This is a genomic window from Klebsiella sp. GB_Kp047 (assembly GCF_040065235.1).
Classification (GTDB): Bacteria; Pseudomonadota; Gammaproteobacteria; order Enterobacterales; family Enterobacteriaceae; genus Klebsiella; species Klebsiella quasipneumoniae.
On record NZ_JBEAJG010000007.1, the window covers coordinates 89056 to 102885 of the forward strand.

Consider the following 13830-nt stretch of genomic DNA (forward strand, 5'->3'; position numbering starts at 1 on the left):
GCGCCGGGCTTTTTTATTTCTTACGTAATATGCCAGGTCCGACAGTCGACAGCAGGCAAATTCCCATTATGATAGTCAGGCTGCGATTGGATGAGAGGATGCATGATCTGGATAGGACTGGCCACCCTGGTAGTGGTATTTGTTGTGGGATTTCGGGTGCTTACCTCTGATTCACGCCGCGCGATCCGCCGCCTGAGCGAACGCCTGGGCATCACGCCCGTCCCGCTGGAATCGATGATCGATCAGCTGGGTAAAACCGCCGGCAATGAGTATTTGCGTTACCTTGAACGGCCGAATGAAGCGCATCTGCAGAACGCCGCCCAGGTGCTGCTGATCTGGCAGGTTGCAATTGTCGACGCTAGCGAAAAAAACCTGCATTACTGGTATCGCCTGATGCAAAAAGCGCGTTTAGCGGCGCCGATCACCGAGGCGCAGATCCGCCTGGCGCAAGGGTTTCTGCGCGAGCTGGATCCGGATATGAGCGATTTGCATAACCTTCAGCAGCGCTATAACGACCTGTTTCTCCCGGAAGACGGCGTGCACTGGCTGCACTGATCTCATAGTTATTCGGCCTGGGGTTCATCGCTTTTTGTGCCGGATGGCGGCTGCGCCTTATCCGGCCTACGGTTTCCGCACTCGTCACTTGTAGGCCGGATAAGCGTAAGCGCCATCCGGCAGAATGACGAGGCCGATATTCACAGACTACGCTTTTGTATTACTTCATGAAAAGCGAGAAGAGTTGCGAAAACGTTAAATGCGTCACAAACAAAATGTTACACTGCGCAGCTTTCCGCCACTTTCTTCGCAGGTCACTCATGAGTTATTCAAATGAAGCCAAACCCCATGCACGCGAACTCGCGCGACCAAACTGGTCGGCGGTCTTCGCGGTTGCTTTCTGCGTCGCCTGCCTGATTACCGTCGAATTTCTACCGGTCAGTCTGCTGACGCCGATGGCGCTGGATTTAGGTATCTCCGAAGGGATGGCCGGGCAGTCGGTGACGACGACGGCATTCGTCGCGATGTTTTCCAGCCTGTTTATCACTTCCGTCATTGGCAAAACCGATCGCCGCTACGTGGTGATCCTCTTTTCGCTGCTGCTGACCCTTTCCTGCCTGTTGGTGTCCTTTGCCGATAGCTTCACCCTGCTGCTGCTGGGACGCGCCTGTCTGGGGCTGGCGCTCGGCGGTTTCTGGGCGATGTCAGCCTCGCTGACCATGCGGCTGGTGCCGATGCGCGTGGTGCCGAAAGCGTTGTCGATTATCTTCGGCGCGGTATCCATCGCGCTGGTGATCGCCGCCCCGTTGGGCAGTTTCCTTGGCGGGCTTATCGGCTGGCGCAACGTGTTTAACGGCGCGGCGGTGATGGGTGTACTGTGTACGCTCTGGGTGCTGAAAGCGCTGCCGTCGCTGCCTGGTGAATCGGCGGCTCAGCAGCAAAATATGTTTGGCCTGCTGAAGCGGCCGGGGGTGATGGCCGGCATGTGCGCCATTTTCATGGCCTTTGCCGGACAGTTCGCCTTTTTTACCTATATTCGCCCGGTCTACATGACCCTCGCCGGGTTTGATGTCGATGGCCTGACGCTGGTGCTGCTGAGCTTTGGTATCGCCAGCTTCATCGGCACGTCGCTCTCCTCGGTGCTGCTCAAACGCTCGGTGAAAGCGGCGCTGGCGATTGCGCCGCTGGTGTTGACCGCCTGCGCGGCGGCGCTGGTGCTGTGGGGAGAAAGCAAAATCGTCGCCTCGACGGTGGCAATTATCTGGGGCTTCGCGTTCGCCTTGATCCCGGTGGGGTGGTCAACGTGGATCACCCGTTCACTCTCCGATCAGGCGGAAAAAGCCGGGTCGATTCAGGTGGCGGTGATCCAGCTGGCCAACACCTGCGGCGCCGCGGTCGGCGGCATTGCGCTTGACCACTTCGGGCTGCTGTCGCCGCTGGTGTTGTCAGGGGTATTAATGCTGTTTACCGGCCTGTTGGTGGCGGCCAAAGTGCAGGTGAATTCACCCGCTTAAGGCCGTTCGCCTTTTGCCAGCCGGGCGTTAATGTCGGCAATCACTTCCGGCAGGTCCGCCAGGGTATCAACCACATAATGCGCCCCGGCGGCATACAGCTTGCCTGCCGCCCGCTCGCGACGGGTGGCGATTTCCTCTTTCGACATCGCCTGGTACGCCTCCCAGGTAGCGCCGAATTCGTTACCGGACACCGCCAGGCCGACGCTCCACATCCCGGCATGTAACCCTTCGCTGATGCCCGGTGCGGCGTCATCGACCTTCACGCAGTGGGCCACATCGTCTATGCCAAGGGCAATTACGTTCTGCAGCGCCATCCACGGCCCGGGACGCCCGCCGGCGGCAAGGTCATCGGTGGCGACCCAGTGGTCCGGGGCATAGCCCTGCGCGGCGGCGGCTGGAACCAGCTTTTCCATCACCGGACGCGGATAGCCCGAGCAGGAGCCGATCTTCAGTCCGTCGGCGCGCAGCGCGGCGAGGGTGTCGACCACGCCGGCGATCGGAGCGGAAAAATCGACAACCTTAGCGATTTGCAGCGGCATAAACGCGGCGTAGATCGCATCAATATCAGCAGCCGTCATTGGCCGACCAAATTTCGCCTGCCAGCGGCTATCGACCGACGGCAGTTTGCCCAGCGCCTCAATGTGCTGCCATTTGCCAAGCCCCATCGGCACGCGGGCCTCTTCAAGGGTGAGCTCAATATCGAAGGCCTGGCGGAAGGCCTCGACGAAAATTTGCGTCGGCGCGAAGGAGCCGAAGTCCACGGTGGTGCCGGCCCAGTCGAGGATGAGTGCGGTGATACGGTTCATGGCGGTTCCTTATTGTTTCCAGTACATGGCGTTGTCGATGGCCGCCAGCAGGGCGGTGATGTCGGCGTCGTAGACTTCGCCTATGTTGCCGATGCGGAAGCAATCGCTTTGCGACACTTTGCCCGGATAGATAACGAAGCCCTGATCTTTCAGCTTCTGGTAGAAGGTGTGAAAGCGATACTGCGGCGCGTCCGGTGAATAAAAGGCGGTAATGATCGGCGAGTGCAGGCTGTCATCAAGTAGCGTCCGGAAGCCGAGCGCGCGCATTCCGGCGACCAGTCGGCGCTGATTGTGGCTGTAGCGCTGATGGCGGGCGCTGACGCCGCCCTCCTGGGCCAGTTCTTTCAGCGCCTGAGCGAAGGCCAGCACGGTATGGGTCGGTGAGGTGAAGCGCCACTTGCCGTGGTTATCCTCCATACAGCGCCACTGGGCGTAAAGATCCAGCGACAGCGAGCGCGAGCGGCCTTTGCAGGTGGCCAGCTCCGATTCGCGGGCGATGACGAAAGCGAAGCCCGGCACGCCCTGAATGCATTTGTTGGCGGAGCTTATCAGATAGTCAATATTCAGCGCGGCGATATCCAGCGGAATGCCGCCGAAGCTGCTCATCGCATCGACGATATAGCGTTTGCCATACTCCTTCGCCAGCGCGGCTACCTCTTCGATCGGGTTGAGCATGCCGGTGGTGGTTTCGCTATGCACCATCGCGATATGGGTGATCATCGGGTCATCCTGCAGGATCCGCGCGATCGCCGCCGCGTCCGGACGGGCGACTTCGCCGCAATCGTAAGGATGAAAGGCGATGCCCATCAGCTGCGCCATCTCAATCATACGCGCGCCATAGGCGCCATTGCTGACGATCAGCACTTTGCCCTGTTCGCCGATGACGCTGCCGAGCACCGCTTCGACCGCGTAACTGCCGCTGCCCTGCAGCAGCACCGCCGTATAACCGTCGGCCGGGGTGGCCAGCTGCACCAGCTGCTGGCGAATGGTCTGTACCACGCCGAGATTGTAATCATCATCCCAGGTGCAGCTATCGAACAACATTGCCTCTTTCACCGTGCGGGAGGTGGTTAGCGGGCCGGGAGTCAGCAGCAGGTAATTCCGTGAAGTCATTTGTCTCACCATTTGGTCTATACCAGATTGGTGTTTATCATGGAGACAAAGCCGGGGCAGGGTCAAAGGAAATGTGGTGCTGCAACAAAAAATTCATCTGGCTATGTATAATGAGCGCACCAAACGTGGCAGCGAGTAAACATGAAATCACCCTCTGGCGAGATGCCGCAATACCTGATGATTAAGGCGCAGCTGCAGGCGCGTATTCAAAACGGCGCCCTCAAAAGCGGCGATAAATTGCCTTCCGAGCGCGAGCTGTGCGCACTGTTCAACACAACCCGTATCACCGTGCGCGAGAGCCTGGCGCAGCTGGAGGCCAGCGGCGTGATCTACCGCGCCGACCGCCGCGGCTGGTTTGTGACGCCGGAGCGTCTGTGGCTGGATCCGACGCAGAACACCAACTTCCACAAGCTGTGTCTCGAACAGGGACGTGAGCCGAAAACGGTGCTGCTTGATGGCCGCTTAACCGCCGTGCCGCTGGATGTGATGGCGCCGCTGGCGCTGCAGCCCTTCGATCAGGTCTACCTGCTGACCCGCCTGCGCTATGCCGACGGGCGTCCGGTGTGCTATTGCGAAAACCACTGCCTGCCGGCCCGGGTGCCGGAGCTGCTGCGCCACGATCTCAATGGCAGTCTGACCGAGATTTATCAGAGTCACTACGACCTGATCTATACCAGTATGCATCTGTCGTTTTATCCCACCTCCATGCCGCCGCAAGCCGCAGAGGCGTTGGGGGTGATGGAGGGGCGCCCGGCGCTGCTGCTGCGCAGGCTGAATTACGATCAGCACGGGCGTATTCTTGATTACGATATCGAATACTGGCGGCATGACAGCCTGCGGATCGAAGTCGATACCCATTGATTTTATTGTATTAACCCTTCCCGTATCCCCGGTGGCGTCAGCGTTAACCGGGGGCGACGTATCCCCTTCGCTTTAACTCTTTCGACACACTTCTTTCATCGTTTTGTCATAAACCCTCGGTAGCGTGAACGCAAATCTGGTCTACACCAGAACAACTAACTGCGATGAGGCTAACACGATGAAACTCTCCCGACTTGCTCTGCTGTCCCTGTTCGCGCTGACCAGCTCCCCGGTTTGGGCGGACGGCGTCGTCACGGTTTACTCCGCCGACGGCCTGCATGACGGCGATAATAGCTGGTATCAGAGCCAGTTCGACGCCTTCACCAAAGCGACGGGTATCAAAGTGCAGTATGTGGAAGGCGGCTCTGGCGCGATCGTCGAGCGTCTGGCGAAGGAGCGCACCAATCCGCAGGCCGATGTGCTGGTCACGGTGCCGCCGTTTATCCAGCGCGCCGCGAAAGAGCAGCTGCTGGCCACCTTTACCCCACAGGGCAGCGCGCAGATCCCCGGCGCCAATGACCGCTATTCGCCGCTGGTGAACAACTATCTGACCTTCATCTATAACGGCCAGTTGCTGAAAACCGCGCCGGCCAGCTGGCAGGATCTGCTGGATAGCCGCTTTAAGAATAAGCTGCAGTACTCCACGCCGGGCCAGGCGGGGGACGGCACCGCGGTGATGCTGCAGGCCTTCCACAGCCTTGGCGGCAAAGATGCCGGCTTCGAGTATCTGGGCAAGCTGCAGGCCAATAACGTCGGCCCATCGGCCTCCACCGGCAAGCTGACGGCGCTGGTCAACAAAGGCGAGCTGTACGTCGCCAACGGCGATCTGCAGATGAACCTGTCGCAGATGGCGCGTAATCCGAACGTCAAAATCTTCTGGCCGGCGGACGACAAAGGCGAGCGCAGCGCGCTGGCGCTGCCCTACGCCATCGGGCTGGTGCAGAACGGACCGAACAGCGAAAACGGCAAGAAGCTGATTAATTTCCTGCTGGATAAACCGGCGCAATCCAGCGTCAGCGCGCGCTCCTGGGGCTTACCGGTGCGCAGCGACGTGGCGCCGGATGACGCTAACTTTAAGGCAGCGCAGGCGGCGCTCGACGGCGTGAAGCGCTGGGAACCCAACTGGGACGACGTCGCGGTTTCTCTCTCGGCGGATATCGCCCGCTGGCATAAAGTGACCGATAGCGAGTAAGCCTGATGTTAATGAAAACGACCGTCATCTCTTCCCCGTCGCTGGCGGGGACCTCCGGGATCACCCTGGACTCGCTGCGCGTTTCCTACCACGGCAACGTGGTCTTAAAACCGCTGTCATTGACCATTGAGCCCGGTGAAGTGCTGGCGCTGATTGGCCCTTCCGGTTCCGGGAAAACCACCGTGCTGCGGGCGATTGCCGGTTTTGTGCAACCGGCTGGCGGGCGGATCCTGATCGGCGACACGGACGTCACCCACCTGCCGCCTTACCAGCGCGGGCTGGCGATGGTGGTGCAGAACTACGCGCTGTTTCCCCATATGAAGGTGGAAGACAACGTCGCCTTCGGCCTGCGGGCGCAAAAGCAGCCCAGGGCGCTGATCGCCGAGCGGGTGACCGAAGCCTTAAAAATCGTCGGTATGGCGGACTACGCCACCCGCTATCCGCATCAGCTTTCCGGCGGCCAGCAGCAGCGCGTCGCGATAGCCCGCGCGATTGCCGTGCGTCCTCGGGTGCTGTTGCTTGATGAACCACTGTCGGCGCTGGACGCACAAATTCGCCATAACATGGTGGAAGAGATTGCCCGCCTGCATCGCGAACTACCGGAGCTGACCATCCTCTACGTTACCCACGATCAGACCGAAGCGCTCACTCTGGCGGACAAAATCGGCATTATGAAAGACGGGTCGCTGATCGCCCACGGTGAAACGCACGAGCTGTACCACTATCCGCCGAACCGCTTTAGCGCCGAATTCCTCGGCCGCGCCAATATCCTGCAGGCGACGGCGCTGAAAGACAGCCCCGAGCCGGGGCTGGTTAGCGTAAGCTGCGGCGGCGGCCTGATTAACGCCTTCAGCCGGGGCGGCCTGCATGGCAACAATAAGCTGTTATGCATTCGCCCGCAGCACATGAGCCTGGCGCCGCGATCGGCAACCAGTAATCGCCTCAACGCCACCCTGACGTCGGTGCACTGGCAGGGCGATCTGACGCATCTGCTGTGCGACGTCGCGGGCGAAGCGGTGCGGATCGTCATGACTCAGGTCAACCCACTGCCGCGCGCGGGGGACAAGCTGGCGCTCTACTTCGAACCTGGCGATGCGGTTCTGATCGAGGTGCAATGATGGCGCAAACCCTCACGCTTGCGCGTCCGGCGCGAAACCTGCGCCCTTACCTGTGGCTGGCGTTGCCGCTGCTGGTGCTGGCGACGCTGTTTTTCTATCCGCTGCTGCTGATCGCCGAACAGGCGCTTCGCGACGCCAGCGGCAACCTGAGCCTCGAGACCTTCTGGCAGGTGATCGACTCTAAGCGCTTTATTGGCGCGCTGCTCAATACCTTACAGATTGCGGTGTTCGCTACCCTTGGCTGCCTGGTGCTCGGCAGCGTCCTGGCGCTGATTCTGGTGTTTATTCCGTTCCCCGGCAGCCAACTGGTGGGCCGGGTCATTGATACTTTTATTGCGCTGCCGACCTTTCTTATCACTCTCGCGTTCACCTTTATTTACGGCTCGGCGGGGCTGCTCAACGGCACCCTGATGGCGCTGTTTGCTTTTGAACTGCCGCCGGTAGACTTCCTCTATTCGATTAACGGCGTGATTCTGGCGGAGATTACCGTGTTTACGCCGCTGGTGATGCGCCCGCTGATGGCGGGACTGCGGCAGATAGATAAGAGCCAGCTGGAAGCGGCGAGTATTCTCGGCGCTCATCCGTTACGGGTGATTACCCAGGTTATCTTCCCGGCGGCACTCCCGGCGCTGATGGCGGGCGGCAGCCTGTGCCTGCTATTGACCACTAACGAGTTCGGGATCGTGCTGTTTATTGGCGCCAAAGGGGTCAATACCCTGCCGATGATGGTCTACAGCAAGGCGATTCTGGAGTCGGATTACAGCGTGGCCTGCATGATTGCGCTGATCAATATTTTGCTGTCGCTGGGGCTGTTTATGCTCTATCGGCTGGCGGCGGTGCGCACTGGCGTAAGGAGTTAACGATGTTGATTTGGTCGCGTAAAGGCCGCGCGGCGGCGGGCGCGCTGGCGGTGACGCTTTTTGCCGGCGTTTTCCTGCTGCCGCTGGCGGTGATTTTACTCTCCAGCCTGAGTAAACAATGGAACGGCCTGCTGCCCACCGGCTTTACCTTTGCCCACTTTGTTAACGCGTTTCGCGGGGCGGCGTGGGATTCGCTGTTTTCCAGCCTGGTGGTGGGCTTCTGCGCCAGCCTGCTGGCGCTGCTGTGCGGGATGTGGGCGGCGCTGGCGCTGCGCCAGACTGGCGCGAAGCTGCAGAAATATCTTGGGCTGATGTTTTATCTGCCCAGCGCCATCCCCTCGGTTTCCGTGGGACTGGGCATTCTGGTGGCCTTCAGCCAGGGGCCGCTGCAGATGAACGGCACCTTCTTTATCGTCCTGGCGGCGCATTTCGTGCTGATCTCGGCCTTTACCTTCAGTAACGTCACGACCGGCCTGGCGCGGATTTCCGCTGATATTGAAAACGTCGCCTCCAGCCTGGGCGCTTCACCGTGGTACCGCCTGCGCCATGTGACGCTGCCGCTGATGACGCCGTGGATGATCTCGGCGCTGGCGCTGAGTTTATCGCTGTCGATGGGGGAGTTGGGGGCGACGGTGATGATCTATCCGCCGGGCTGGACGACGCTGCCGGTGACCATTTTCAGCCTGACCGATCGCGGTAATATCGCCGATGGCTCGGCGCTGACCATCGTGCTGGTGGGCGTCACGCTGCTGTTGATGATGAAGCTGGAGCGTATCGCCCGCCGATTAAGCCAGAGATAAAGAATTGATGACGCCACCAGGGCACGGGGCTGACTGCCCGGCGGAGCTGTTGCTTGCCGGTCCTGGGGGTGGGATCCGGCAGGCCTCCTCAGTCGTAGCCCGGCTAAGCGTAGCGCCAGCCGGGAACGCTCCTTCGGCAACGCTATCGCATCAGAACCACGCCTCAAACATCCCGCCGACGTTCAGCGAATCCAGCTGCTGGTCCTGGGTGCCGTTCACCTTCGCGGTATGCTCATTGTCCACCTGGCCGCCGGTGACGTAGAAGCGCAGCATCGGGCGGAACTCCGGCCCCATGCCGATGGCGATGTTCTGCGACAGCGTCAGCTTCCAGCCATGGTTATCCCCGCCCTGGTCGTAGTCCACGCGCTGGTAGCCCGCTTCCAGCCAGGTGGAGTGCACGTCGTTCCAGAAATACATCGGCCGCACGATGGCGCCGTAGTTCTTGCGGTTGTCGGTGTTGTCCCTGCCGTTGTCGTAGTCGTGGAAGGCCAGCAGATATTCCACCTGCGCCTGCTGAGTGAACTTATGGCTGCCCTCGAAGCTGGCGTAGACCGTGGTCAGGTCGTCGGTTTTGTTGTAGACGCTGTTATCCGAGTTGTCGGAGTAGCGCAGGATCACCTTGTTCACCCCGCTGTCGTTGGTGTGGCTCAGCACCAGGCCGCCCTGCCAGGCTTCGAGGCGCGCGTCGCTGTCCACCGCCTTCGAGTCAAAGCCGTAGTTGGCGTACACCTCGACGTCGATCGGCCCGGCCTTGATGTTGTGGGTTTTGGTGGTCAGCGCGTAGTGGCCGTTGTCGCCGGTATCGGAGCTGCCGGTACAGGTGATGCGCGACGGGTTGGTCTCGTCGGCCATCACTTCGGGGCTACAGGATTTCACCTGCGACACCGCCGCCACGTCGAACTGTACGCCGCCGATATCAAAGTTCTTCACCCCGGCGCCCTGGCCGTCGTGGTTCATCCAGAAGTAGTCGTTGATCCCCTGTTGCGGACGCTGGTGGAAGTCGCGGCCGGCCCAGATATAGGCGTTGGGGTTGGATTCCAGCACGTTGGTGACGCCGACGTAGGCCTTCTTCAGGTTAACCTCGTCGCTCCAGTGGTCGAACATCACGTTAAGATCCCAGATAGCCCCCTGCGCGCTTTTGAAGGCCTTGCTGATCTGGAATTCGCCGCCGTTGCTTTCGTTGCCCAGGCGGCCGATCGCCGAGGCGCCGTTATAGGAGCCGTCGACGCCGACATATTTCTGGTCGCCGGTCTGGAAGTGGGCGCCATAGCGGGCGTAGCCGCTGAACTTGAGGCCGAACGGAATGGCCATATCCGGCGAGGCGGCGGTGGTCTGCGGGTTGGTGATCACGTCGACCTTTTTGTCGGCCGCGGCGTCGATTTTCGCCTGGCGGTCGGCCAGCGCTTTATCAACGGCTTTGGCGACGATGGCGTCGATCTGTTCCTGAGTAAATTCTTGCGCCATTACGGAAATTGGGCACAGCGCGGCGACAACCGCCATGGCTAAAGGCAGTTTTTTCACAGTATTCATGGTTATCTCGCTTTAATAATTAATATATTTCAGATAATAACCATCCCATTCTGGCTAAAATATATAGTCAAAATAAGCTGATTTGTTTTTTAGGGTACAGCGACGCCGGAGAGTAATATTCTCGCAGGCGTTATTCCATATTAATTAACGCTGGTACAGATGGATTAATTCTTCTGAGAACTCGCGGGCCAGCAGCGAATTCATCAGATGATCCTGGGCATGTACCATAATCAGCGTCATAGGCTGACGCGCTTCACCGGCATCCTGCTCGATGAGCTGGGTCTGCATCTGATGCGCCCGACGGGCGTAACCGTCGGCTTCATTTAACAGTAAACGCGCTTCGTCGATATTTCCGGTTCGGGCCGCATGTAGCGCTTCAAAACATAATGAGCGTGACTGTCCCGCATTAACGATAATTTCCATTACCGCATCTTCTAATTCAATCATGTGTATTCCTGAGGTCTTTATTATTTAATAATGCAGTGAAAGTCCTTTTTCTGCATTATTACGCTGCCATCATATTATCTCTCCGGGGCGGAGAGGAATTAGCTAACGGTTTCTGCCACCGGAACGCTATTTTTGGTTTTCTCAACTTCGGTTTTCATTAAGGAACGTTCATAGGCGCGCAGGAACGGCAGGTAAATGACCGCCGACATCACCATGCAGATAAGGCACATCACTACCGGGCTCAGCGTCCAGTTGGCCGCCCACGAGGCGCCAATCGGTGCCGGCGTGGTCCACGGAGTGAGGGACACCACCTGGCTCAGCCAGCCAAGACGCGTCGCGCCGTAAGCTAGCACCGCGTTGACCATCGGTACGCAGACGAAGGGGATAAACATCATCGGGTTCATGATGATCGGCGCCCCGAACAGGATCGGCTCGTTGATATTAAAGAAGCTCGGCACGATACCCATCTTGCCGATGGTGCGCAGATGCGTGGCCCGACTACGCAGCAGCAGGAAGGCCAGCGGTAGGGTCGAACCGACGCCGCCAATCAGCAGATAGTGATCCCAGAAGCCCTGCAGATAGACGTGCGGCAACACCGTGCCGGCCGCCAGCGCCGCCTGGTTTGCCGAGAGGTTAGCCATCCAGAACGGGTTCATAATGCCGGTGACAATCAGCGAGCCGTGGATCCCAGCGAACCAGAAAATCTGGCACATCAGGACGGAGAGCAAAATCGCCGGCAGCGAGTCGGAGGCGGAAACCAGCGGCTCCAGCAGATGCATGATCGCCTGCGGCAGGATCATCCCGGTCTGCGCTTCGATAAACAGGTTCAGCGGATGCAAAGTACCAATCACCACCAGCACCGGGATAAGGATTTCAAACGAACGAGCGACGCCGGTCGGTACCTCTTTCGGCAGTCGAATGGTGATGTTGTTTTGCTTCAGCCACGCGTAGACGCGGGTGGAGTAGATGGCGGTGATGAGGGCGGTAAAAATGCCCTGGCCGGACAGATACTGAGTGGAAATTTTTCCATCGGCATAGGGCGCGGCAACCAGCAGGAAGGCCATAAACGCCAGCAGACCGGACATCACCGGATCCAGCTGAAACTGACGACCGAGGCTGGCGCCAATGCCGACCGAGATAAAGAAGGTCATTACGCCCATGCTGAGGTTAAACGGCAGCATCAGCTGTTCGCGGTAGTGCTGGGAGAAATCGAGCCAGCCGCGGGCAAAGCCGTTGGTGGTCTCGGGTGAAAACGGCGGAAAGATAAATACCAGCATGAAAGAGCCGATGATCATAAACGGCAATGCGGCAGTGAAGCCATCGCGGATAGCGATAACATATTTCTGCTGCCCAAGGCGTCCTGCCAGCGGAGTAATAGATTGCTCGATCACGGCAATCATGGACTGATACAGAGAACTCATTTCAACACCTCTCAGTGCGCCGCTGGGATCAGCGACAGAGCATAATTCAGGACGTTGTCTCCCCGCTGCATACCGTAGTCCATCGTATCGATGGGCTGAACGGGAATGTTCAGGGGAGCCGCTTTGTCAGACAGGGTTTTCAACATGTATTTCACCTGGGGGCCTAGCAACACCACCTGATACTGCGGAAACTGGATGTCAAATTCGGAAACGCCATAGGCGTCAATCTGCACCGGCAGATCACGTTCATTCGCCGCCTCCACCATCTTTCTGACCAGCAGACTGGTGGACATTCCGGCAGAGCAGCACAGCATAATCTTGTACATCGACGACCATCCTCAAAATGTAAAAAGTTATTGCGTGGATGATTTGATATCAGACGGAAACCGGTTTCCATTTATAAAAAGCAGAACTGTGATAGTGGTCAAGATCTCCTGCTTATGGGGCGGATTTATTGGATTTGGCTCACATTATTCTGTCGATTTGGCGATGTTTTGCGCTGAAATGGAAAATCGGTTTCCAAACAAATGGCGAAATGGCTATACTGCGCTGGTCATAATTGAAGCGATTCAGGTTTACAGGATTTTGGCGGGACGTGGCGCCCGCGCAGGGGAAAATGATGTCGACAATCAATGATGTTTCACGACTTGCCGGGGTTTCCAAAGCCACGGTGTCGCGAGTGTTGAGCGGCTCACGTGGCGTGAAGGAAGCCAGTCGTCAGGCGGTGCTGCAGGCGGCGGAAGCGCTCAATTACCGGCCAAACATGATAGCCCAGTCGTTGCTTAGCCAGTCCACCGGCTGCATCGGCGTCATCTGCGCCCAGGACAATATCAATCAAACCACCAGCTATCTCTACGCCCTGGAAAAACAGCTCAGCCAGCACCAGAAGCACCTGCTGCTGCGCTTCGCCAACACCAGCAGCGGCGTGATGAACTCGCTGGAGGAGTTAACCTGCGGGCTGTGCGATAACGTGCTGATCATCGGCGCGCGTTTTCCTCTGAATATTAACCGCCCGGACGTGGTGTTGGTGGACTGCCTCGACAGCGAGGGCGAAAACAGCATTCAGTTCGATCACGCCTTCGCCGCCGAAACCGCCTGCCACTATCTGATAAGCCAGGGCAGAAGGCAGATTGCGCTGATCCATCCGCAGAGCAGCGGCTTTGCCGATCAGGTGCTGCTGGGCTACAAGCACGCGCTGGAAAAAAACTTTTTGCCGTTTAATCGCAATCTGGTGTTTCTGGATAACACCTCGCCGTCGGTGGCGGTGCAGGAGCTGGTCAATAACGCCACGACGCTGAACTTTAACGCGCTGCTGGTGAGCGATGAGCTGCAGGCGCAGCGCGTGGTGCCGCAGCTGCAGGCGTTTAACCGCGCCGTTCCGCAAAATGTGATGGTGTTTAGCCTCGCCGGATCGTTACAGCTGCCCGGAATCCCGACTATCCCGGCGATTGAATATTCCATGGACGCGATGGCGTCGCGGATCGTCAACTGGCTGACCGAGAAAACGGACAACCCGGGCGGCAGCCCGCTGCGCGGCGATTTAATTATTCCAAAGCACTGATCGTCGCTCTTGCCCTGACCCGCCGCCGTTGGCTGCGGGTTTTTTATTGGCTGTTTTTTGTCGTATCCCTCACATTATAAATAAAACTCATATCTGTCGCCGGGTTTTCGAA

General features: G+C 58.7%; 15 protein-coding genes. 9 read left to right on the forward strand and 6 right to left on the reverse strand.

The features are described 5' to 3' along the window. Nucleotides 1–102 precede the first annotated feature (102 nt). Complete coding sequence (locus ABLV76_RS05570) at nucleotides 103–555, forward strand: DUF1198 domain-containing protein (RefSeq protein WP_004181583.1); 453 nt, start codon at nucleotides 103–105, stop codon at nucleotides 553–555. 260 nt (nucleotides 556–815) lie between these two features. Next, complete coding sequence (gene nepI / locus ABLV76_RS05575; RefSeq protein ID WP_348878219.1) at nucleotides 816–2009, forward strand: purine ribonucleoside efflux pump NepI; 1194 nt, start codon at nucleotides 816–818, stop codon at nucleotides 2007–2009. Here nepI and phnX read toward each other — a convergent pair. Both phnX and phnW read right to left on the reverse strand, forming a co-directional pair. Next, nucleotides 2006–2815 carry a phosphonoacetaldehyde hydrolase gene (gene phnX / locus ABLV76_RS05580; RefSeq protein ID WP_004202238.1) on the reverse strand — a complete coding sequence of 270 codons (810 nt, stop codon included), beginning with the start codon at nucleotides 2813–2815 and terminating at the stop codon, nucleotides 2006–2008. The two genes, nepI and phnX, sit on opposite strands and share 4 nt — an antisense overlap. A gap of 9 nt (nucleotides 2816–2824) precedes the next feature. Further along, the gene (gene phnW, locus ABLV76_RS05585; RefSeq protein ID WP_004202236.1) at nucleotides 2825–3928 is read right to left on the reverse strand and encodes a 2-aminoethylphosphonate--pyruvate transaminase; all 1104 of its coding nucleotides are present in this window, start codon (nucleotides 3926–3928) and stop codon (nucleotides 2825–2827) included. A gap of 141 nt (nucleotides 3929–4069) precedes the next feature. Here phnW and phnR point away from each other — a divergent pair, with 141 nt between their 5' ends. The 5 genes from phnR to phnV all read left to right on the forward strand — a co-directional run bounded on the left by phnR (nucleotide 4070) and on the right by phnV (nucleotide 8759). Beyond that, nucleotides 4070–4789 carry a phosphonate utilization transcriptional regulator PhnR gene (gene phnR, locus ABLV76_RS05590; protein ID WP_004202235.1) on the forward strand — a complete coding sequence of 240 codons (720 nt, stop codon included), beginning with the start codon at nucleotides 4070–4072 and terminating at the stop codon, nucleotides 4787–4789. A gap of 178 nt (nucleotides 4790–4967) precedes the next feature. Then, complete coding sequence (gene phnS / locus ABLV76_RS05595; RefSeq protein WP_048326099.1) at nucleotides 4968–5981, forward strand: 2-aminoethylphosphonate ABC transporter substrate-binding protein; 1014 nt, start codon at nucleotides 4968–4970, stop codon at nucleotides 5979–5981. Between the two features lie 5 nt (nucleotides 5982–5986). Then, nucleotides 5987–7099 (forward strand): 2-aminoethylphosphonate ABC transport system ATP-binding subunit PhnT, encoded by a 1113-nt coding sequence (phnT, locus tag ABLV76_RS05600; RefSeq protein ID WP_023319376.1) that lies wholly within the window; start codon nucleotides 5987–5989, stop codon nucleotides 7097–7099. Then, nucleotides 7099–7959 carry a 2-aminoethylphosphonate ABC transporter permease subunit gene (gene phnU / locus ABLV76_RS05605; protein WP_004202231.1) on the forward strand — a complete coding sequence of 287 codons (861 nt, stop codon included), beginning with the start codon at nucleotides 7099–7101 and terminating at the stop codon, nucleotides 7957–7959. Before phnT ends, phnU begins: the two co-directional genes overlap by 1 nt. A gap of 2 nt (nucleotides 7960–7961) precedes the next feature. Further along, a complete protein-coding gene (phnV, locus tag ABLV76_RS05610; RefSeq protein ID WP_017900800.1) occupies nucleotides 7962–8759 on the forward strand; it encodes a 2-aminoethylphosphonate ABC transport system, membrane component PhnV in 798 nt (265 codons plus the stop codon). Nucleotides 8760–8909: 150 nt separating this feature from the next. On the opposite strand, the gene ABLV76_RS05615 is transcribed toward phnV, so the two are convergent. From ABLV76_RS05615 to ABLV76_RS05630, 4 genes are all read right to left on the reverse strand, one after another. After that, a complete protein-coding gene (locus ABLV76_RS05615; RefSeq protein ID WP_122927715.1) occupies nucleotides 8910–10289 on the reverse strand; it encodes a carbohydrate porin in 1380 nt (459 codons plus the stop codon). Between the two features lie 144 nt (nucleotides 10290–10433). After that, nucleotides 10434–10736, reverse strand: coding sequence for a PTS lactose/cellobiose transporter subunit IIA (locus ABLV76_RS05620; protein WP_004205145.1), 303 nt, complete (start codon nucleotides 10734–10736; stop codon nucleotides 10434–10436). Nucleotides 10737–10834: 98 nt separating this feature from the next. Then, nucleotides 10835–12157 (reverse strand): PTS sugar transporter subunit IIC, encoded by a 1323-nt coding sequence (locus ABLV76_RS05625; protein ID WP_004205144.1) that lies wholly within the window; start codon nucleotides 12155–12157, stop codon nucleotides 10835–10837. Between the two features lie 11 nt (nucleotides 12158–12168). Beyond that, nucleotides 12169–12483 carry a PTS sugar transporter subunit IIB gene (locus tag ABLV76_RS05630; RefSeq protein WP_023319372.1) on the reverse strand — a complete coding sequence of 105 codons (315 nt, stop codon included), beginning with the start codon at nucleotides 12481–12483 and terminating at the stop codon, nucleotides 12169–12171. Here ABLV76_RS05630 and ABLV76_RS05635 point away from each other — a divergent pair. Continuing rightward, nucleotides 12476–12793: a hypothetical protein gene (locus ABLV76_RS05635; RefSeq protein ID WP_123811952.1), complete on the forward strand. Its 318-nt coding sequence runs from the start codon at nucleotides 12476–12478 to the stop codon at nucleotides 12791–12793. The genes ABLV76_RS05630 and ABLV76_RS05635 overlap by 8 nt on opposite strands. Next, entirely contained in the window at nucleotides 12777–13718 is a 942-nt protein-coding gene (locus ABLV76_RS05640) for a LacI family DNA-binding transcriptional regulator (protein WP_004205142.1), read from the forward strand. Before ABLV76_RS05635 ends, ABLV76_RS05640 begins: the two co-directional genes overlap by 17 nt. Nucleotides 13719–13830: the final 112 nt, after the last annotated feature.